The sequence below is a fragment of the Mediannikoviicoccus vaginalis genome, assembly GCF_928097925.1.
GTDB classification, from domain to species: domain Bacteria; phylum Bacillota; class Clostridia; order Tissierellales; family Peptoniphilaceae; genus Mediannikoviicoccus; species Mediannikoviicoccus vaginalis.
Window position 1 is genome coordinate 288182 of record NZ_CAKMRI010000001.1, and the last position, 21042, is coordinate 309223.

The 21042-nt window shown below is 30.8% G+C and carries 18 protein-coding genes; 15 read left to right on the forward strand and 3 right to left on the reverse strand.

Annotated elements, in window-relative coordinates; all coding sequences use genetic code 11:
- The 11 genes from ispG to L6651_RS01490 all read left to right on the forward strand — a co-directional run bounded on the left by ispG (position 1) and on the right by L6651_RS01490 (position 14444).
- A complete protein-coding gene (gene ispG, locus L6651_RS01440; protein ID WP_237036281.1) occupies positions 1 to 1047 on the forward strand; it encodes a flavodoxin-dependent (E)-4-hydroxy-3-methylbut-2-enyl-diphosphate synthase in 1047 nt (348 codons plus the stop codon).
- Positions 1048 to 1049: 2 nt separating this feature from the next.
- Positions 1050 to 5285 carry a PolC-type DNA polymerase III gene (locus L6651_RS01445; protein WP_237036282.1) on the forward strand — a complete coding sequence of 1412 codons (4236 nt, stop codon included), beginning with the start codon at positions 1050 to 1052 and terminating at the stop codon, positions 5283 to 5285.
- A 67-nt stretch (positions 5286 to 5352) separates the two neighbouring features.
- A complete protein-coding gene (locus tag L6651_RS01450) occupies positions 5353 to 6342 on the forward strand; it encodes a PhoH family protein (RefSeq protein WP_237036283.1) in 990 nt (329 codons plus the stop codon).
- The gene (gene ybeY, locus L6651_RS01455; RefSeq protein WP_237036284.1) at positions 6323 to 6784 is read left to right on the forward strand and encodes an rRNA maturation RNase YbeY; all 462 of its coding nucleotides are present in this window, start codon (positions 6323 to 6325) and stop codon (positions 6782 to 6784) included. Before L6651_RS01450 ends, ybeY begins: the two co-directional genes overlap by 20 nt.
- Positions 6774 to 7499, forward strand: a complete 726-nt coding sequence (locus L6651_RS01460; RefSeq protein WP_237036285.1) for a diacylglycerol kinase — start codon at positions 6774 to 6776, stop codon at positions 7497 to 7499. The genes ybeY and L6651_RS01460 overlap by 11 nt, the downstream gene beginning before the upstream one ends.
- Before the next feature lie 10 nt (positions 7500 to 7509).
- On the forward strand, positions 7510 to 8394 hold the full coding sequence (gene era / locus L6651_RS01465) for a GTPase Era (protein WP_237036286.1): 885 nt from the start codon (positions 7510 to 7512) through the stop codon (positions 8392 to 8394).
- Positions 8394 to 9113 carry a DNA repair protein RecO gene (gene recO / locus L6651_RS01470; protein WP_237036287.1) on the forward strand — a complete coding sequence of 240 codons (720 nt, stop codon included), beginning with the start codon at positions 8394 to 8396 and terminating at the stop codon, positions 9111 to 9113. Before era ends, recO begins: the two co-directional genes overlap by 1 nt.
- A gap of 10 nt (positions 9114 to 9123) precedes the next feature.
- Positions 9124 to 10656 (forward strand): glycine--tRNA ligase subunit beta, encoded by a 1533-nt coding sequence (locus L6651_RS01475; protein WP_237036288.1) that lies wholly within the window; start codon positions 9124 to 9126, stop codon positions 10654 to 10656.
- Positions 10643 to 11443, forward strand: a complete 801-nt coding sequence (locus L6651_RS01480; protein WP_237036289.1) for a pyruvate, water dikinase regulatory protein — start codon at positions 10643 to 10645, stop codon at positions 11441 to 11443. The genes L6651_RS01475 and L6651_RS01480 overlap by 14 nt, the downstream gene beginning before the upstream one ends.
- A gap of 13 nt (positions 11444 to 11456) precedes the next feature.
- Complete coding sequence (locus L6651_RS01485) at positions 11457 to 12779, forward strand: L,D-transpeptidase family protein (protein ID WP_237036290.1); 1323 nt, start codon at positions 11457 to 11459, stop codon at positions 12777 to 12779.
- 180 nt (positions 12780 to 12959) lie between these two features.
- The gene (locus tag L6651_RS01490) at positions 12960 to 14444 is read left to right on the forward strand and encodes a C40 family peptidase (protein WP_237036291.1); all 1485 of its coding nucleotides are present in this window, start codon (positions 12960 to 12962) and stop codon (positions 14442 to 14444) included.
- Positions 14445 to 14675: 231 nt separating this feature from the next.
- Here L6651_RS01490 and L6651_RS01495 read toward each other — a convergent pair whose 3' ends face one another.
- Complete coding sequence (locus L6651_RS01495; RefSeq protein ID WP_237036292.1) at positions 14676 to 15854, reverse strand: ISL3 family transposase; 1179 nt, start codon at positions 15852 to 15854, stop codon at positions 14676 to 14678.
- Positions 15855 to 16144: 290 nt separating this feature from the next.
- On the opposite strand from L6651_RS01495, the gene L6651_RS01500 reads away from it, so the two are divergent.
- From L6651_RS01500 to L6651_RS01515, 4 genes are read left to right on the forward strand one after another with little or no spacing between them, the layout of a single operon-like run.
- Complete coding sequence (locus L6651_RS01500) at positions 16145 to 16729, forward strand: helix-hairpin-helix domain-containing protein (RefSeq protein ID WP_237036293.1); 585 nt, start codon at positions 16145 to 16147, stop codon at positions 16727 to 16729.
- A 13-nt stretch (positions 16730 to 16742) separates the two neighbouring features.
- Complete coding sequence (gene selD / locus L6651_RS01505; RefSeq protein ID WP_255784604.1) at positions 16743 to 17786, forward strand: selenide, water dikinase SelD; 1044 nt, start codon at positions 16743 to 16745, stop codon at positions 17784 to 17786.
- A gap of 16 nt (positions 17787 to 17802) precedes the next feature.
- Positions 17803 to 18510, forward strand: a complete 708-nt coding sequence (locus L6651_RS01510; protein WP_237036295.1) for a response regulator transcription factor — start codon at positions 17803 to 17805, stop codon at positions 18508 to 18510.
- A 2-nt stretch (positions 18511 to 18512) separates the two neighbouring features.
- A complete protein-coding gene (locus L6651_RS01515; RefSeq protein ID WP_237036296.1) occupies positions 18513 to 19151 on the forward strand; it encodes a peptidylprolyl isomerase in 639 nt (212 codons plus the stop codon).
- Positions 19152 to 19244: 93 nt separating this feature from the next.
- Here L6651_RS01515 and tnpA read toward each other — a convergent pair whose 3' ends face one another.
- Positions 19245 to 19700: an IS200/IS605 family transposase gene (gene tnpA / locus L6651_RS01520; RefSeq protein ID WP_237036064.1), complete on the reverse strand. Its 456-nt coding sequence runs from the start codon at positions 19698 to 19700 to the stop codon at positions 19245 to 19247.
- Positions 19701 to 19888: 188 nt separating this feature from the next.
- Entirely contained in the window at positions 19889 to 20995 is a 1107-nt protein-coding gene (gene rodA, locus L6651_RS01525) for a rod shape-determining protein RodA (RefSeq protein WP_237036297.1), read from the reverse strand.
- Positions 20996 to 21042 lie beyond the last annotated feature (47 nt).

The following is a 21042-nucleotide window of genomic DNA, read 5'->3' on the forward strand; positions in this document are numbered from 1 at the left end:
ATGAGAAAAAATACGAAACAAATTTATGTAGGTGATGTACCAGTAGGAGGAACATCACCTATTACTGTTCAGTCCATGACTAACACAATAACCAGAGACATAGAAAGTACAGTTAATCAAATAATTTCTCTTGAGCAGTGTGGATGTGACATTATTAGATCTGCCATAAATAATATTGACGATGCAAAGGCTATACCTATCATAAAAGAACAGATTCATATTCCAATAATAGGAGATATTCAATTCGATTATAGACTAGCAATTGAAGCAGTAAAAAATGGAGTGGATTGTCTAAGAATTAACCCGGGGAATATTGGTAATAAAGATAGGGTTAAGGAAGTTGTAAACTGTTGTAAAGAGTATGATGTACCGATTAGAGTCGGAGTGAACTCTGGAAGTATAAGTCAAAAGTTTATTGATAAATATGGTGGAGTTAATTCCGATTCACTTGTATATAGTTGTCTTGAACAAGTGGAATTTTTAGAGTCCCTCGGATTTTATGATATGAAGCTGGCTTTGAAATCCAGCGATGTCAATATGACAATAGAATCTTATAAGAAGATTTCAGAACTAACAAACTATCCACTACATGTGGGAATAACCGAGGCAGGACCAAAATCAACTGGAATTATCAAATCTGCAGTTGGAATAGGTTCACTTTTAAGTCAAGGTATTGGAGACACCATTAGAGTTTCCCTAACAGCTCCCCCAGAAGAAGAAGTAATTGTTGGAAAAGAGATTTTAAAGTCTTTGAAACTTAAGACAGAGGGAGTAAATATAGTTTCTTGTCCAACTTGTGCAAGAACCAATATCGACCTTATAAAAATTGTAGAAGAGGCGGAAGAAAGACTTAAGACTGTTGATAAAAACATTACTGTCGCAATTATGGGGTGCGTTGTTAATGGTCCTGGTGAGGCACGAGAAGCGGATATAGGAATAACTGGAGGAAATGGAGAGGGGCTAATCTTCAAAAAGGGAAAGATAGTTAAAAAAGTTTCTGAAGAATTCCTATTAGACGAACTTATGAATGAAATAGAAAAGATGTAGATATGAAATTTATAGAGCTTAGAAACCAATTTAATTACAGCTTTCATGTTGATGACAATGTAATAATAGAATCTATAAAATATTCCAAAACCTTCGATAGGGTATCAATTTCAATTAAGGGCGTTGATGATGAAACTTGCAAGGAAAATATTATAGATTTTTTTGATGATGTTTTATTAGGTATTGAAGAAATAGAATTAAATTTTGAACAAACTAATGAAAGCGAAAATGAAACTGGTGATGTTTGCAAAGACTGTATTTTATTTTTAAATGGAGAAGGTTTTGATAAGGAAAAAATAAAAATATTCTGCATAAACGAAACTTTAAATATAAGTTTAGAAGAACCTCATGATGAATTGGATGCAGAGGAGTTAAAAACTAAAATATTAAAGTTTTTAGATGAGAAAAATTATTCTATAAAAAATTTAAGTCTTTCATTTGAAACTGAAGCAATAAGTAAAGATGAATATATAGAAAAATTAAAAATTGAAGAAAAGAAAAAAGCAAAAGAGGCAGTTGTTAATATAGATAGGGCAGAGCCGGATAAAAAAGAAGAGCCAAAGAGTGATAAAAAGGAAAAATTTGGAAGAAAGATAAAATCAGAAATAATGAAAATATCTGATTTAGGAGAGAATTGGGATTTTGTCTGTGTTGCCGGAGAAGTTTTGTCCTGTGAAAGTATTGTAACTAAAAATGAACAATATGTAATATTAACATATGACATATACGACGGAACATCTTCTGTAACTTGCAAAACTTTTTTCAAAAATGATAAGTTTAATGAGTATTCTGACTTAATTGAAAAAGGCAAATGTCTAAAAGTAGAAGGTAAATACACATATGATAACTTTTCTCGTTGTAATATAATAAATGTCAATTCAATTGAGCCCCATACTATGAATAAGAGAAGAGACAATGCTACAAAAAAGAGAGTTGAACTTCATTTGCTTAGTCAATTTTCGGCTATTGAAGGATATATTAAGATTGATGAGTTAATTCAAAAGCTTGACTCATGGGGATATACTGCAGTTGGTATAACAGATAGAGGAGTTGCTCAGGGCTACCCTTCTTTTTATGATGCTACAAAAGATACAAATATTAAACCGCTATACGGAATTGAGGCGTTAATTTTAAAAGATAATTTACGTGTAATTACGGATTTTAATTCAAATTTTAACAAAGATACATTTGTGGTTTTCGATATTGAAACTACAGGATTTTCAAAAATAAATGATAATATTATTGAAATTGGTGCGGTTAAAATAAAAAATGGGGAAATTGTCGAAAAATACAATAAATTTATAAATCCAAATCGACAATTACCACCAAAGATAGTTGAGCTAACAAACATTACTGACGATATGCTTATGGGACAACCTCAAGTAGAAGAAGTTTTGCCGGACTTTATGAAGTTTGTTGGTGATTCTACACTGGTTGCACATAATGCAGAGTTTGATATTGGTTTTATCCGTGAGAACTGTGGACGATTAAATATATCTTTTAACAATGCCTACTTAGATACATTGGCGTTAGGTAGAGGAGTCTATCCAGATTTAAAAAACCACAAACTTGATACTATCGCTAAATTTTTAGGAGTATCTTTGGAAAGTCATCATAGAGCATGTGATGATGCCATGGCTACAGCTGAAATATTCTTGAAAGCATTACAAGAGGATGTGGTAAAAGAACTTAGGTCATTAAATGATTTAAACAAAATTAAGACAACATGGCCAAAGTATAAGAACGAAGAATACAATTCAGTTATATACGCAACTAATTTGGCGGGACTTAAAAATCTTTATAAGTTGATATCCATTTCTTCAATGAAATACTTTAACCGTGCTCCTGGAATTCCAGAGAGTTTACTTGAAGAATATAAAGAGGGACTTATTATTGGATCGGGAGATTATCAAGGTGAGCTTTTTCAAAGTATAATTAGTGGATACCCTGATGAACATGTCAATAACATAATCAAAAAATTTAATTTTATTGAAGTTCAGCCTCCATTAAACTACAGACATTTAGTAGAAGATGGAAAGATAGAGTCTATGGGTGAAGTTGAAAATATAATAAATAAGATAATTTCAATGGCAAAATCAAATGATAAACTTGTGGTGGCTACAAGTGCATGTCGTTATTTTGAAGCTAAGGAATATATTTTAAGAAGTATTGTTCAATTTTCTCAACCATTTTTCAAAAGAGGAAGAATAGAAAAATATCCGTCACTTTACTTTAGAACTACTGAAGAGATGTTAAAGGAATTTTCATTCTTGCCTCAGTCTTTAAGAGAAGAAATAATAATTGAAAACACTCATAAAATTGCAGACTTAATAGAAGACTTCAAACCAATTCCTGATGGAACATATCCACCGGTTATAGAAGGATCCGATGAAACCCTTAGAAGTATGACATATGAAAAGGCAAAATCAATGTATGGTGATCCTATACCAGAATATGTTAAGGAGAGACTTGATAGAGAGCTTAACTCCATAATTTCAAATGGATACGCTGTGTTATATATAATTGCACAAAAACTTGTAAAAAAATCTAATGACGATGGCTACTTGGTAGGGTCAAGGGGTTCTGTAGGTTCATCATTTGCAGCTACTATGGCAGGTATTACGGAAGTAAATCCACTATTGCCACATTATAGATGTCCTGAGTGTAAATATTCTAAATTTATTGACGATATGAACATAGGATCAGGTCTTGATCTACCAAGAAAAAAATGTCCTGCATGTGGTGAAGAGCTTATAAGAGATGGACATAACATACCTTTTGAAGTCTTTTTGGGATTTGAAGGAGACAAAGAGCCTGATATAGATTTAAACTTTGCGGGAGAATATCAACCGACTTGCCATAAATATACTGAAGAACTCTTTGGAGCAGAAAATGTATTTCGAGCTGGAACAATAGGAACCATTGCGGAAAACACAGCCTATGGATATATTAAGAAGTACTTGGAAGAAAAAGATATAGATTTACCAGAAGCTGAAATAAAGAGATTACAAAAGAAATTAGTTGGTGTAAAGAGAACCTCTGGACAACATCCTGGCGGTGTAATGATAGTTCCTAGGGACAAAGAGATATATGACTTTTGTCCAATTCAACATCCTGCAGATGATATGACAAGTGATATTATAACGACTCATTTTAACTACAGTGCCATATCAGGAAGAATTCTAAAACTGGATTTACTTGGTCATGATGTTCCGTCTATAATAAGACATTTGGAGGACTTAACTGGTGTAGATCCACTATCTCTACCTTTTGATGATGAAGAGACCATGAGTATATTCAGCTCAATTGATGCATTAAAAATGGTAAAATCATATGAAACTACAAATATAGGAAGTTTAGGAATACCAGAGTTTGGAACAAACTTTGTAAGACAAATGTTGGTAGAGACAAAACCAACAACAATGTCTGAGCTATTTAGGATATCTGGACTTTCACATGGTACAGATGTGTGGACCAATAATGCACAGGACTTAGTAAGACAGGGCATTACAACCCTTAAAAATGTAATTTCTACAAGAGATGACATAATGACATATCTTATTCAGATGGGACTTGATAAGAAACAATCCTTTACGATTATGGAAAGAGTTAGAAAAGGAAAAAATCTATCAGATGAAACCATTGAATACATGAGATCATTTAATGTTCCTGAATGGTATATAGATTCATGTAAAAAGATTAAGTATATGTTCCCAAAGGCACACGCCGTTGCATATGTGCTAATGAGTTACAGAATTGCATATTTTAAAGTTCATTATCCTGAAGCTTTTTATTGTACGTATTTTACGACAAAAATAGATTCATTTCCAGGGCAGATTGTCTATGGAGGGCTTGAGTCAATTAGAAATGAAATGGAAAATATAAAGCAAAAAGGATATTCAGCAACAGCAAAAGAAAAAAATATTTTGACTGTATTAGAGCTAGCTGAAGAGATGTACTGTAGGGGAATTGAAATGGAAAAAGTTGATTTTAATAACTCAAAAGACCTTAAATTCACCTATAATAAAAAGGGAAGCATTACCCCTCCGTTTAGAGCTTTAGATGGTGTATCTGACGCTCACTCAATTTCAATTTACAATGAAATACAAAAGGGAGATTTTATCTCTATACAAGACTTAGTAAATAGAACTGGAATCAATAAAGTTGCTGTTCAAGCTCTTAAAGAACATGGAACTTTATCAGGTCTATCAGAATCAAATCAATTAAGTTTATTTTAGGCATTATTAATTTAATGCCTTTTTTTCTTTTCAATCTAATATGTTATAATTTAGGAGATGATAGGGAGTGATTAACGTAGAATTTATAGAAAATATACTAATAGAAGATCAAGATTTTATTTCGGAACTTTTTGATAATTTTGAATACAATGCAAATATAATTCAAAATGAGTTTAAAGTTGTGTTGACCATTAACGACAAAGGTTTACTAGTTAAGGGAGATAAAGATTATGTATTAGCTGCAACAGAACTAATAAAAAATCTTTATGGAGATTTCAAAAAGAATAATAAATTGACAGAGCAACAGATTAGATATGCTATTAATATGATAAAGAGCGGTAAAGCGCCTGATATAAATGGAATTTTAGACAATGCAATTGTTCATAACTATAAAGGTAAGCCAATTAAACCAAAGACATTGGGACAAAAGAAATATGTGGAACTAATAGAGAATAATGATATAGTTTTTGGCGTTGGACCAGCTGGAACGGGTAAAACTTATCTTGCCATGGCTATGGCTATTAAATCTTTTAAAAACCAAGAGGTTGAAAGAATAATCCTTACAAGGCCAGCAGTTGAAGCGGGAGAGAGCTTAGGATTTTTACCTGGCGACCTACAAGAAAAGATTGATCCATACCTAAGACCAATATACGATTCTCTTTTTGATATATTAGGATACGACCAATATAATAAACTTGTTGAAAGAGGGCTAATTGAAGTTGCACCTCTAGCTTATATGAGGGGAAGAACTTTAGATAATGCATATATTGTACTAGATGAAGCACAAAACACTACAAATGAGCAAATGAAGATGTTTTTAACAAGAATTGGATATGGTTCAAAGGCGATTATAACAGGAGACATTACTCAGATAGATTTGCCTAGAGGAAAATCTTCAGGACTTAAAAATGCTTCACAAATACTAAGGGGCATTAAGGGAATTGAATTTATGAAATTTGAAACTTCAGATGTTGTTAGACATCCTTTAGTTCAAAAGATTATAAATGCATATGAAAATAACAAGGTAGAGAAGAAAGATGATAATTCTAATAGATAATAGAGACTTAGACTTTGAAATACCTGAAGAAATAATAAAGGATTTTGAAAAATCCACAGAAGTTATTTTAGAAATGGAAAATATTAGGGAAGATGTGGAGGTTTCTGTTTCTTTTGTAAATGAAGATGAGATAAAAGAACTCAATAGAGATTACAGAGACAAAGATAAGATTACAGATGTTTTATCATTTCCAACAGAAATGGATTACCACATAGAGGGAGTTCCTCTTATTTTAGGAGACGTGGTAATTTGTTCTAAGAGAGCAAAAGAACAATCAGAAGAGTTCGGACACTCATTTCAAAGAGAACTAGTATATCTATTTGTTCACTCAATGTTTCATCTTCTTGGCTATGATCATCTTGTTGAAGACGAGAAGCTTTTGATGAGACAAAAAGAAAAAGAGGCTTTGAAGAGAATAGGGATATTTAAAAATGAAGGATAATCATTTTAAAAACAAAGATTTAATCGAGAGTTTTAACCATGCCATAGATGGAATCGTTTATACATTTAAAAACGAAGGAAACTTTAAAAGGCACATATGGATGGCTATACTTGTTGCAATAGTAAGCCTATTTTTTGACCTGTCTAGAGTTGAAATGGCCATATTATGTATAACCATAAGTTTCGTTATCTTTGCTGAAATGATTAATACAACTATTGAAAATGTTGTTGACCTCGTCTATGAATATTATGAACCTAGGGCAAAGATTGCAAAGGATGTTGGTGCAGGTGCGGTTTTGGTATCAGCACTAAATTCTGTTTTTGTGGGATATTTTATCTTTTATGATAGAATCGTTCCGTTTACTAATATCGCAATTTTTAAAATTCAAAATTCGCCAATTCACCTAACATTTATTGCCCTAGTTATTGTAATACTTTCAACTTTGTTATTTAAGTCATATTTTTACAAGGATAGGGGAAGTCATTTAAAGGGTGGGACCGTTAGTGGTCATTCTGCAATTGCATTTTGCTTAGCGATGATAATAATCTTTTTAGCACAAAATGCACTAATAACAACCCTAGCACTTTTACTAGCTCTACTTGTGGCAGAGTCGAGAGTTGAAGCAAAAATACATTATGTTTCTGATGTAATATTCGGAGCGATATTGGGAACATTAATAGCTACTATACTTTTTAAAGTCATATTTATAATTTAACGGAGGTAAGATGTTCAAATCAGGATTTATTTCAATAATAGGAAGGTCTAATGTTGGGAAATCAACATTTTTAAATAAGGTAATAGGTGAGAGAATATCTATTGTATCAAGTAGACCTCAAACAACAAGAAATAATATTAAATTTATATATACGGACGACAAAATGCAATGTATCTTCATAGATACTCCAGGAATACAAAAACCTAAGAACAAATTAGGTGAGTTTATGTTGGAGTCAGCCACATCTGCATTTAAAGACGTTGACATAATAACTTATATAGTAGATAATTCAGGTGTTATAGGAGAAAATGAAAATTATATAATTTCAAAATTAAAAGAAGAGAAAAAACCGATAATACTTCTTATTAATAAAACGGATATAATATCTGAAGAAAGAACTCAAGAGATAATAAAGACTTTTGAAGAATTTGGAATTTTTGATATAATACTTCCTATTTCTGCACTTACAGGAAGGAATATAGACGAATACTTTGAAACTATTTACGAAATGTTACCAGAAGGGCCTAAATACTATGATGAAGATGAAATAACAGATCAAAGTGTAAGATCTATTTGTGCAGAAATAGTTAGAGAAAAGGCATTATTATTTTTACAGGAAGAAGTACCTCATGGTATTAATATTGAAATAAATAAGTTTAAAAAGCGTGAAAATAGAGAACTTTATGATATAGAAGCCACCATATTAGTAGAAAAGAAGAGTCATAAGGGAATAGTCATTGGAAAAGGTGGCGAGATGATTAAAAAAATAGGTATGACCGCAAGAACCGACATGGAAACTTTTTTGGACTCACAGGTGAATTTGAGATTGTGGGTTAAAATTGATGCGGATTGGAGAAATAATCTAAACAAGTTACAAAACTTTGGTTACAAATAATGGAAACAAGACAGACTAAGATAATAGTATTAAATCATTTTAAGATTAGAGAAAACTCACAGATATTAAATTGTTTTAGTAGAGACTTTGGAAAGATTGATTTGAATATAAGCTCAAAGGGCACAAAGAACTCGGTGAAGTTTATGGATATATTTTCAGAGCACTATGCAAACATAGTACCAAAACAAGAAATATCTTTTTTGAAAGAAAGTGATTTAATAGCCTCAAATTATGGAATAACTAAAAGCAAAAACAAAACAGTATTAGGAAATATTGTTATAGAAATATTAAGTAAGATTTTTCCAAAGCTTGTTCCAGATGAAAAAATTTATGATCTTACTTCATCTTATTTAAGTCATTTGGCCAAGGGAAATAATGAAAACTTACTTACTATTGCCTATATATTAAAGCTACTTGGAATAACAGGATATAGAACAACATTTAACTTTTCAGAACAAGAGCTGGTTAAGAATAGAAATTATTATTATAATATAGATGAAGGAAGTATCTATATTAGACCAATTTCGGATACGCCAACAATTGTTTTAGATTATAATCAATGTATCCTAATTAGGAATTTATTATTTGCAAAATTCAAAGAAATTCCAGACATAAATTATGAAGATGGCTATTTTCTTTTAAAAGCTGTTTTAAAAACGGTTATAAACATATTTGAATTATCAAAATTAAATTCTGTTTCATATTTAAAACAGAATTAGGAAGGTAATAATGAGTAATGAATTATTAATTGAGATAGGAATAGATGGTTTACCGTATAATCTTTATGATGTTGCGGTGAACTCTCTTAAAGAGTCTATTAGAAAGAAACTAAAAGATTTAAAAATTTCCTACTCAGATTTAAAAATCAACTATAGCAAAAATAGAATTTTATTTAACTTTAATTTTATAGACCAAGAATATTCGGAAAAATTCCTGGTCGATTTTATAGTTAAAACTTTAAATACCATATATATTCCAATTAAAGGGCTGAAATATTCAAATAATCTATGGGATTATATTATTTGGGTTCAAGGAGTAGAAGATGATAAGATTTTAGACTTTTCCGAAACTGACTTATCCAATAGAAATGACGATATTGCATTTTTTAAGATTAATAATATTGAGTCTTATAAGGAAAAACTGGCAGAAAATAATATAATATTTGAAAACGAAAAGAGAAAAGAATATTTTCGAAAGGCAGCTAATAAAATTGCAAAAGAACATGGTAGTCAATTTAATAATATAGACTATATGCTTGAAAATTTTATAGTTGAGTATAACATGCCTCATCCGGTGGTTGCTTCCTTTAATCAAGAGATTTTAAAATTTCCTAAAGAACTAATAATTTCAATTCTTATGGATATTTGTAATGTAGTTCCTCTTTTTACAGATAAGGGTCAGATTATGCCTTATTATATTCTATGTATAGAGAAAAATCGAAAAAATGATGAGCTATATATAAATAACTTGATACAAGAAATTGAAGAAGAGATATCAGCTGTTTTAAATAAATGGAATAAAGTTCTTGAAAAAGACTATTCCTACTATTATGAAAATATGAAAGAAATGACACTAAAAGATAGAGTTGGTACCCTATATGACAAAACCTTAAGGATAAAAGAACTTTCTATTATAGTTGGCGAATATCTTTTAGTGGGAGATGAAACGGAAGAAAATCTTGAAATGGCTTCGGAAATTGCTAAATTTGATTTAACAACAGATATAGTAAAGTCCTATCCTCAGCTAAAGGGAGTAGTAGGATGCTTATACTCTAAAAAGATGGGAAATAATGATATAGTATCAAATACGGTTATAGATCATTACAGACCGAGATTTTTCCACGATAGTATACCAAAATCTACGGCTGCAAAAGTTTTAAGCTTAGCAGATAAGCTTGATGAGATAACTAATTATTTCATATATTCAAAAATTAATGATAGTATTTCAGAGTATCAGACCTCTGAGATAAGACGATATGCTTCGGCAATTATTAAATTGATTTTAAATGAAAGATGGAATTTAGACATATCGAGATTGATAGATGATAATCTTTATCTTTATATAAAGAATGGCAATATGGTTTTAGACTCGGATGAACTTAAGAGAGATATATACCAATTTATAATATTAAAATTCAGAGAAGATGTAGTTAAAAACTATAGTGACTATTGTAGGATTGATAGCTTAATCGATGAACATCCAAATAATTTATTGGAAGCATATGAGAGCTTACTAAAAGGGGATTCATATGACAAAGAATAAAAATATAATAATTATTTCAGATTCTACAGGAGAGACTGCTTCAAATGTTACAGATGCAATAAAGGTTCACTTTGATATTGAACAATTAAACGTTGTGAAATTTCATAATATCATGTCCAATGAAGAAATAGATAAGATATTTGATGAAGTTAAGGGAGATAATTTAATATACTCTACCATTGTGAATAGAGAGTTGTTAAAATATCTTAGAAGTAAATGCAATGAAAACAAGTTTTTGTTTGTAGATTTATTTGAAGCGCCACTTGCTGCAGCAGAAACCTTTTTTAATCAAGAGGCAAAGAGAGAGGCTGCTCTTTCTCATCAACTAGGGGAAGAGTACTTCGAAAAGATTAGTGCTGTAGAATTTGCGATGAAATATGATGATGGGAAAGATCCTAAGGGAATAGCCCTTGCGGATATAGTTTTGCTTGGAATTTCTAGAACATCTAAAACCCCATTATCATTAAACTTAGCTTTTAAAAATTATAAGGTTTGTAACATACCAATAGTTCCAGAAATTGAACCACCAAAGGAGTTATTTAACGTTGATTCTAAAAAGATATTTGGACTTATTATTGATCAAGACAAATTAAATGAAATTAGACAAAAAAGATTAGAATCCCTTGGCATATATTCCTTTGCAGAATATAGTTCCAATGATAGAATAGATAAAGAATTAAACTATGCAATGGAATTATATGAAAAAATTGGTTGTAAGATAATCAATGTTACAAATAAAACCATAGAAGAAACTTCAGTGGAAATTATTTCGAATTTTGAATCATAACAGGAGAATTTAATTGAAAAAAAGAAAGATTTTTATTACTATATTAGCTTTTATAGCAATAATTTATTTTGGTGGAGTTTATGTTTTTTCCAATTACACATATCCCAATACAAAAGTTAATGGAGTTGAGGTTCCACTTAAAAAGATACATGAAGTATTTGAAACTAGTAGATTTCAAGATATAAAAATAGAAGATAAAGATGGTAACGAGTACACTCTGAACCCAAAAAAACTTGGGTTTAAGTCAAATTGGGAAAAAGAAATAGTTGTTGACCAACAAGAGTTTTTATGGCCAATACAAATTTTTAAGAGCCATACTTATAATAATAAATTGATTAGAGAGGTTAACACTGAGAATTTAAATAAATGGATTTATAGTTCCGACTTAATAAAGAAACAAGTAAATCCTGTGGATGCAAATATAGTATTTGAAGATGGGAATTATGTTCTTAATAAAGAAATAGAAGGAAACAAACTAAATATTGAAAAACTTACCAAAGGGATTGAAGATGCATTTTTAAGTTTTGAAGATAGTTTAAAACTTGATAAAGACTATTATATTTTTCCAGAAATTTATGAAGATGACTTGAAGGAAAAATATAATTCATTAAGTAAATTAGCAGATAAAAATATAACATTAGTCTTACAAGATGGCAAAGAAGAGCCTATTACTGACTATGAAAAGTTTGTTGATGAAAAAACTTATGAAGTGTCAAAAGACAAAGTAAAAGATTTTGTAATGGAATTGAAATCTAAATATGACAATCTAAGGGCAGAAAGAGATTTTACTACATTTAGTGGGAATAAAATTAAAGTTTCTGGAGGAAACTTTGGCGTCCAAATCAATAGAGATAAAACTACGGATGCAATTTATAATAGCCTAACCAACGATGCAGATAATAAAATCCCTATAGTCTATTCCAGTGAAGCCATAAATAATGGAGAAATCGGAAACACCTATATAGAAATATCTATTGCGGATCAAAGAATGATCTATTACAAAAATGGAGAAGTAATTGCAGACACTCCTATTGTAACAGGACTACCTAATGGAAGATATAATACGCCAAGAGGTGTTTGGAAGGTTTGGATTAAAAATCAAGATAGATATCTAAGAGGATTAAATGCAGATGGATCCAAATACGAAAGCTGGGTTAACTATTGGATGCAAATAGACTATACGGGTGTTGGAATTCATGATGCCTATTGGCAAAGCTCATTTGGAGGTAAGAGATACCTTTGGGCAGGAAGTCATGGATGTATTAACACACCGCTTAAATCCATGAGAACAATATATGAGAATACGGAGATGGGAACACCAGTTATTGTTTATTAAAGCTACCTATTAAGGTGGCTTTTTTAATGAAAAAATTTCGAAAATCTTAAAAATTACCTATATTTTACTTTTTTGTAACAATTTCGTAAGATTTTTGTAACTATTCTGTAACTTTTGTTGACATATTGAAAAAGTTCCTTTACTATTATTGTAGTAGAATTTTGGGAGGAAAATAATACTATGAACAAGAAGAGACTTGGAGCTTTTAGTTTAGCTTCAGTAATGATAATTTCAGGGACGGTATATTCGAAAGAAACAATAAAAGGACTTATATCAGAAAAACCTGAAACATATGTTGAATCAATTTCAACAATTAAAAAGACTGTGAATTATTCAAATGATAATTTCAAGAATATAAAATCTGAGGAACCTAAGGTATCTGAAGAAAAAACAGAGTACATTGCTAGTTTAGAAAACTTAAATGAAGATTCTAAATTAGAAAAAAATACCGTTTCTGTAAATTATGTAAATAATAATGTAGAACAAAAAGAAAACAAAGTACAAGAGATTAAAGTACAAGAAAAAGAAGTTAAAGAAGATGTAGAGCTTAGCTCAGTATCTAAAGAAGAAGTTAAAACTGAAAATGTTGTGGAAGATTCTAAAAAGGTAGAAGAATCAAAACCTATAGAAAAAGAAGAATCAGAAGTTCCAGTTGTTTCAGGAAATACTCTTTCAGATACAGATAAAGAGATAATAGCACCTACAATCGAAACAGATGAGTCTAAGGTTATAGAACTTCCTGTAAAGGGATATATAACTAGAAACTTAAATGTTAGATCATCCGCTGTAATAGATGATAATAATATAGTGGGAGTTTTACCAGTTGGTTCAGAAATTTCAGGAACAGAATCAAATGGCTGGATTAAAATATCCTATGAAGGGAAAACAGCTTATATTTCTCGTGATTTCATTTCAAATACAAAAGTAAAAGTAGAAGAACCAGAAGCTGAAAAAGTTGAAGAAACAAAAGAAGAAAAACCTGAAGTTAAAGAACAAGCAAAAGATCCTGTAAAAGATGAAGCTCCAGAAAAAGCTGTCGAAGGATGGTTAACTTCAGCTTTAAACCTTAGAGAAGGACAAGGTACAGACACAAAAATACTTACTGTTATACCTAAGGGTACTAAAGTTTCAGGAATTGAATCAAATGGCTGGGTTAAAATAAAATATAATTCTTTAACTGGATATGTTGCTAAGTCCTATATATCAGATAAAGAAGTTAAGGTTGAAGAAGTTAAAGAAGAAGTTGAAGAAATAAAAGAATCTACAAATAATGTTAGTTCAAACGCAGCTATTAATAATATTGTAGGAGATGCATATAAGTATTTAGGATATAAATATGTTTATGCTTCAGCAAATCCTTCAGTAGGCTTTGACTGCTCAGGTCTTGTTTACTATCTATATAAGACACATGCTGGTGTAACATTAAATAGAAGCTCAAGAGATCAAGCTTTAAATGGATACGCTGTAAGTAGAGATAACTTAAAACCAGGAGATTTATTATTCTTCTCAACATTTGGTGGAAATAGAATTACACATGTTGGATTATATGTGGGAGATGGTAAAATGATTCATGCTTCTACACCAAAAGAAGGAGTTATAATAACTGATGTAAACTCTAGTTACTATGTAAAGAATTTTATGACAGCAAGAAGAGTTTTAGACTAAAAATTGATTATTAGAAGATGGGTAAGTGCCCATCTTTTTTTATGGTTCTAAAGAATCCGTTGGGGGATGCTAACCTATAAAGTTGGCATCTCCTCTTATTTATACATCATTATTCACTTACTTTTAAAAGACCTAACTAAATAGTCACTTTTTTACTGTTTTTAGGTTCACTTAATAAGCCTATAGGCTTATTTTTCCTAAAAGCTAATTCTTTTATTCAGTTCTTGTATATTATTCGAGTGCTAATATCCTATTTCTAAATCTTTTGAAATTTTTCATTCCAAATGTTATTCTCTTTAATACTTTTATTTTGTTGTTCATTCCTTCTACGTACCCATTGGTGAATTCGTAGTCAAAGCTATTGGATATTGGTTCTATCCAGTTCTTAAAGGCTGTTAAACAGGCTCTCCACTTAATGGATCCGTCTTTTAACAGGTATTCTATCCAACCTTGTATGTTTTTTTGAGCTTTCTCTTTGTTTTCGCTCTTCATTACTAAATTGTAGAAGGTTTCTTTTGTTAGGTATGCTTTTCTTATTTCTTCGTTTCTTTCTAACATTATTGATACTTTTATTTTTTCATCTTCGTGTAGTTTTATCATTGGTTTTGTCAGTAGGGATTTACTTCTCATAAAGTGTGTTCTTTCTTGTTTTTTCATCTTTTTTGATTCTGCTATTCTTGTGTTTTCAAATCCCCATGTTACCTGTCTTATGAAGTGATATCTGTCTATTAGATGTTTTGCGTTTGGAAAGTGTTTTTTCTTTATATCTCTGTATGGTCTATACATATCGCTTACGAAGATTTTTACTTTATCTTTTTCTTCTTTTGGTATTTGACTGAAGTATTTATCTAGGTAATCAAATTTCCTTGTTGGTAGTACGTCTAATATCTTTTTATTTTGACTATCTGCTATTATTGTCTGGTATTTCTCTCTTCCGGAGTCGCCTTTGAATTCGTCTATATTTAGTACTTCTCCTAGTTTTAATCTTTTTATTTCTATGGTATCTATTATATTTGAGACTGTTTTGGGTGAAATGTAAAATTTTTTAGCTATATCTTTGATGGATATTTTATTTTTAAATTCTTCTAATACTCTTCTTTTGAGTCTTGTTGTTATTTGGCAATGTTTTGATACGAATGGTTTAGATTCTGTAAATCTTTTATTGCACTGTCTACATTTAAATCTTCGTACGTCTATTTTTAGTATTACTTGTTTATCTCTATATGGTAGATCTCTTATGTTTTGATGTCTATGGTCATGTATTTCTATCTTTTTTGATCCACAACAAGGACATGTTTTAGGTCTTTTCTTGCATTTACCTGTTATTGTTATCTTGTCTTCTGTTTCTTCTACTTTTTCTAATTTTATACCTTTTATTCCCACAAGCTTTGTGATATTATTTATTTGCACTTACTTTACCTCCTTTATTTGGTTGTGGTGACTTTATTTTAGGTGATTTGTAGAGTAAGTGCAATTTTTTTAATAAAAACTGTTGAGGTGGTATGTTTATTCATACCCCCCCAACAGTTTCTTTTGTTCCTTTTATTTGTTTAATCCAATTAAAATAACTACTAAAATTTTGTTTAATTTTAATTTAATAGGATAAAATTAAATTAAAGTAACACTTTTTATAAATTTTAAAATTTCGTAACTTTTGTAGATATTTTAGAATGTTAGTGTTACTATAAAGAGGGGTAAATATGTTAAAGAGAAATAAAGATAAAATAATTATAATCATTCTTGTTGCAGTTCTTACAGGAGTTGGATTTTATAAATCAAATAGTTCAATTGAGGAGCCAGAGCAAAATTTATTGCAATTTGCCAATACAAATGTTGATGAAACTTCAGAGAAACCTAAAGAGGTTTATGTTCATATAGATGGAGAGGTTGTAAATCCGGGTTTGTATAAACTAACCACCGATGATAGAGTAAATGATTTGTTGGTATTAGCTGGTGGAGCTACTGATAAAGCTTCATTAAAAGATGTAAATTTGGCAAAAAGGCTAGAAGACGAAATGAAAATATATATCCCTTCTAAAGATGAAATAGGATCTAATGAGGTTTCAGGTCAATCTGGACTCTCTAGTTCTACTGGTAAGATAAATTTAAATACTGCTAGTAAAGATGAGTTAAAAACTCTTCCAGGAATAGGGGATAGTCGAGCTGATGAAATAATTAGATATCGTGAAAATACAGGTTTTTCTAAATTAGAAGATATAAAAAATATCTCTGGAATAGGAGATAAAACTTACGAGAAATTAAAAGATTTAATTTCTGTTTATTAGATTTGGAGGATTTATGAGTAAAAATATAGATGTAAAACTAACACAATATGCAAAAACTTCAGGTTGAGCAGCAAAGTTTGGACCAGATGTCTTGGCGCAAGTTTTGCGTAAACTACCTAAAGAAGATATAAGGGATGAAAATCTATTAGTAGGAATAGAAACTTCAGATGATGCCGCAGTTTATAAAATAAATGATGATGTGGCAATTATACAAACACTAGATTTTTTTACTCCTATAGTAGATGATCCATATAATTATGGAAGAATAGCGGCAGCAAATAGTCTGTCCGACGTATATGCCATGGGTGGAGATCCTCTTGTAGCACTTAATATTGTATGTTTCCCTTCATGCTTAGACCCTTCAATACTTTCTGAAGTATTAAAAGGTGGGGCAGAAAAGGTTAGTGAAGCCGAGTGTCTATTAGTAGGGGGCCACACTGTTCAAGATGATGAGCCTAAGTTTGGACTTTCAGTTACAGGAACTGTTCATCCTGACAAGGTTTGGGCAAACTCCACTTGTAAAGAAAGAGATGTTCTAATAATAACTAAGCCAATAGGTACTGGTATATTAAACACTGCCTTTAAAGGTGGAATTATAGATGATAGCCTTGAAAGAAATATTGTAAAGTATATGTCATTATTAAATAAGTATGCTAAGGATATTGCTGTAAAATATCCAATTAATAGCTGCACTGACATTACAGGATTTGGACTTGCAGGTCATCTTTTAGAAATGGCCGAAGGAAGTGACAAGACAATAAAGCTTCACTTTGATGAAATACCAATTATTGACGGAACCATAGAGATGTTTAACTTAGGTCTTATTCCTGAAGGGGCTTATCAAAATAAGAGTTTTATAGGGGATAAAATTAAAATCATAAACGATAACGAAAATGCGGATATTATTTTTGATCCACAAACTTCAGGAGGACTTTTATTTAGTTTACCTGAAGGTTCCGCTGTTGATTTACTAAGGGAATTAAATGAGAATAACATTGAATCTGCTATTATAGGAGAGGTTGAAAAATTTAAAGATAAATCATTAATTCTTGTATAACGAATAGGGGTGTAGAATGGAAATTAATATTTTGATTTCTTTTTCCGAGTCGAGTTATAGAGACAATCTTCTTTATAATTTTAAAGAAGATTCAAATTACCATATAACTTATGCTGATACGGTACATCAAACTTTAAATATATTTCAAAATAAAGATTTTGACATAGTGCTGCTTGATATGCATTATATGGATGGAAATGGATTAGAACTAAAAAAGAAAATGAACGATATAAGAGATGTTCCCACTATATTTGTTACAAATATTAATGACGATATTCAAAAAGTTTTAGCCCTTGAATATGGGGCTGATGATTATGTTGTATTTCCATTTAATGTCTTAGAGTTAAAAGCAAGAATAAGAGCGGTTTTAAGGCGTTCTTGCAAAGGTGTTAATAGAAATAATGATAATCTTGATAAAGAAAATGTCATTACCTTTGCAAATTATGAATTCAATGTAGTTGGTCGAAAAGTAAAAATCGACGGAGAAGATGTAGATTTAACTGGTAAAGAATTTGATATATTTTTTATTTTAGTTTCAAATCCAGGAGTTGTATATTCAAGAGTAACAATTGCAAAAGAGATTTGGGGAGATAACTACGAAGGCCATTTGAGAACAGTAGATGTTCATATAAAAAGACTCAGAGAGAAAATAGATGACGTAGAAGGCCATGTAATTCGAACTAAATGGGGCAAGGGATACTACTTTGGGAAAATTGAGGAGTAAATATGTTTAGACAATACGACAAAGATAATGATAAAAATATTAAAGCGACAATTAAAACCAACAAGGGTGATATAAAGATTAATTTATTTCCAGATTTAGCTCCTAAAACCTGTGAGAACTTTATTGAACTTTCAAAGAAGGGTTACTATGATGGAGTGATATTCCATAGGGTAATAGAAGACTTTATGGTTCAAACAGGTGATCCAACTGGCACAGGAATGGGAGGAGAAAGTATTTGGGGAAGTGACTTTGAAGATGAGTTCTCTAATGACTTAAGAAACTTTAGAGGTGCTATTTCAATGGCAAATAAAGGACCAAATACAAACTCTAGCCAGTTCTTCATAGTAACTAAAAGAAAAGTGGAAGAAGATTATATCAAGCAATTAAGAAATAGCAATAGCGACATATATACAGACGATGTCATAGACAAATATGCTGAAGAAGGTGGCACTTTCTGGCTTGATTTTAAACACACTGTATTTGGCCAAGTTGTTGAGGGCATGGATGTAGTTGAATCCATTGAACTTTCAAAAACAGACAGCATGGATAAACCACTTTATGACTGTATAATTGAAACAATTGAAATAATCATGACCACCCGTCAAACGGGTGGTTTGTTCAAGGGCTATAAGCCCGAGTGATACCAACCAGCGTCTCAAGGCGCTGGTTTTCACTCTGTTCAAACCTAACTGTTTTTGCCACTTTAGCTTATCCCTGAAAGGGATTTTTAATTTCTATTTCCCAAATGGATCTGTATATTCTTTTACACTCAACTTATCAAGTGCTATATCGTGTTGCTCTTGCTCTCTTATATATTTTGCTATTGTTTTTTCATTCAATCCCACTGTGCTCACATAATATCCTTCTGCCCAAAAATGACGATTACCAAATTTATATTTTAAATTCGCATGTCTGTCAAACATCATCAATGCACTTTTCCCTTTTAAATAACCCATAAAACTTGATACTGATATTTTGGGTGGAATACTTACTAACATGTGTACATGATCTGGCATCATATGCCCTTCTATTATTTCTACTCCTTTGTATTTGCAAAGTAATTTAAATATTTCTATGAGACTTTCTCTATATTGATTAAATATCACTTTTCGTCTATACTTTGGGGTGAAGACTATGTGATACTTGCACATCCATTTTGTGTGAGATAATGAATTAGTTTTATTTGCCACAAAATCACCTCTTATTATATTAGGTCTGAACAACTCTATTATAATACTTGGTGATTTTTTTGGTATAACCTAAGAACGCCTACCCGCATAGCGGGTAGTTTATTGTTTCGTTCGCAAGCGAACTCAACAGACTAAAGTCATTAAAATTTAAAAAATTCCTTAGATCCATATGGATTTAAGGAATTTTTTTATTCAAATGATAATGCATCTTTTTGAATTGAAACAGAAAATACTATACCTACTGCAATCAAGTTAATTAACTGGTAAGTTCCACCGTAACTAAAGAATGGTAGAGGTATTCCTGTTACAGGCATTACTCCAAGAGTCATACCAATATTTTCAAATATATGGAATAAGAACATTGCTGCAAGTCCCATAATAACAAATTTGGAAAAAGAGTCCTTTCTATTTTCAGCAAGGACAACAAGCCTGTATAGTAATAATAAATACAATGCGATTACTGCAAAACCACCAATAAATCCAAATTCTTCAACAAGAACAGGATAGATGTAGTCCGTTTGTTTTTCTGGAATAAAATTAAATTGGCTTTGAGTCCCCTTCATATAACCTTTACCAAAAAACTTTCCAGAGCCTATGGCTATTCTACCTTGAAGAGCTTGATAGCTAGAGTCTGAAATGTCATGCTCAGGGTTTAAGAATGTCAAAATCCTCTTTTTTTGAAAGGGTTCTAGTCTACTATATAGTATTGGTGAACTCAAAACTAAAATACCTAGTGCACCTAAAAAATATTTTAAATCTAGTCCAGCAATAAAAAGCATTATGGCCATTATAAATATAAAAACAAAGGCCGTCCCAGCATCTGGTTGTAAGAGTATTAAAAGTATGGGAAAGCCACCAAAAGCAAGAATTTTCAAAAGCGTTTTAGGCTTGCTAATACTCTTTTGGTTTATCTCAAGGTATCTTGCAAAGGATAAAATAAATCCGATTTTAACGAATTCTGCAGGTTGAAATCTGAAAGATCCTATTACAATCCAGCTATTTGAACCCCATTGTTCTTTACCAGTTCCAAAGATTAGAACCAAAAATAAAAGAACATTACATATTACATAGATTGGCATATAGAACTTCTTTATAAAGTCCGTATCAATACATACTACAAAGGCCATTAAAATAAAACCTATTACAGTGGCAATGACTTGAGATAGAATTGTTTTGTTGCTAAGGGTGCTTGTTGCACTAAATAGCACTATTAATCCAAAGATAACTAGTGCTAATAATATTATAAATAGCTTTAAATCAAGCTTACCAAAATTTTTCTTTCTTATATTAAACATAAAATCACCTAGTGAAATTATACCATAGAAAAGAGAATTATTGTTTA

Bases quoted from the DNA above. Each gene is read 5' to 3' on its own strand.
- ispG (WP_237036281.1), top strand. From the start codon at position 1: ATGAGAAAAAATACGAAACAAATTTATGTAGGTGATGTACCAGTAGGA.
- L6651_RS01480 (WP_237036289.1), top strand. From the start codon at position 10,643: ATGACAAAGAATAAAAATATAATAATTATTTCAGATTCTACAGGAGAG.
- L6651_RS01460 (WP_237036285.1), top strand. From the start codon at position 6,774: ATGAAGGATAATCATTTTAAAAACAAAGATTTAATCGAGAGTTTTAAC.
- L6651_RS01475 (WP_237036288.1), top strand. From the start codon at position 9,124: ATGAGTAATGAATTATTAATTGAGATAGGAATAGATGGTTTACCGTAT.
- ybeY (WP_237036284.1), top strand. From the start codon at position 6,323: ATGATAATTCTAATAGATAATAGAGACTTAGACTTTGAAATACCTGAA.
- L6651_RS01510 (WP_237036295.1), top strand. From the start codon at position 17,803: ATGGAAATTAATATTTTGATTTCTTTTTCCGAGTCGAGTTATAGAGAC.
- era (WP_237036286.1), top strand. From the start codon at position 7,510: ATGTTCAAATCAGGATTTATTTCAATAATAGGAAGGTCTAATGTTGGG.
- L6651_RS01490 (WP_237036291.1), top strand. From the start codon at position 12,960: ATGAACAAGAAGAGACTTGGAGCTTTTAGTTTAGCTTCAGTAATGATA.
- recO (WP_237036287.1), top strand. From the start codon at position 8,394: ATGGAAACAAGACAGACTAAGATAATAGTATTAAATCATTTTAAGATT.
- rodA (WP_237036297.1), bottom strand. From the start codon at position 20,995: ATGTTTAATATAAGAAAGAAAAATTTTGGTAAGCTTGATTTAAAGCTA.
- L6651_RS01500 (WP_237036293.1), top strand. From the start codon at position 16,145: ATGTTAAAGAGAAATAAAGATAAAATAATTATAATCATTCTTGTTGCA.
- L6651_RS01445 (WP_237036282.1), top strand. From the start codon at position 1,050: ATGAAATTTATAGAGCTTAGAAACCAATTTAATTACAGCTTTCATGTT.
- L6651_RS01515 (WP_237036296.1), top strand. From the start codon at position 18,513: ATGTTTAGACAATACGACAAAGATAATGATAAAAATATTAAAGCGACA.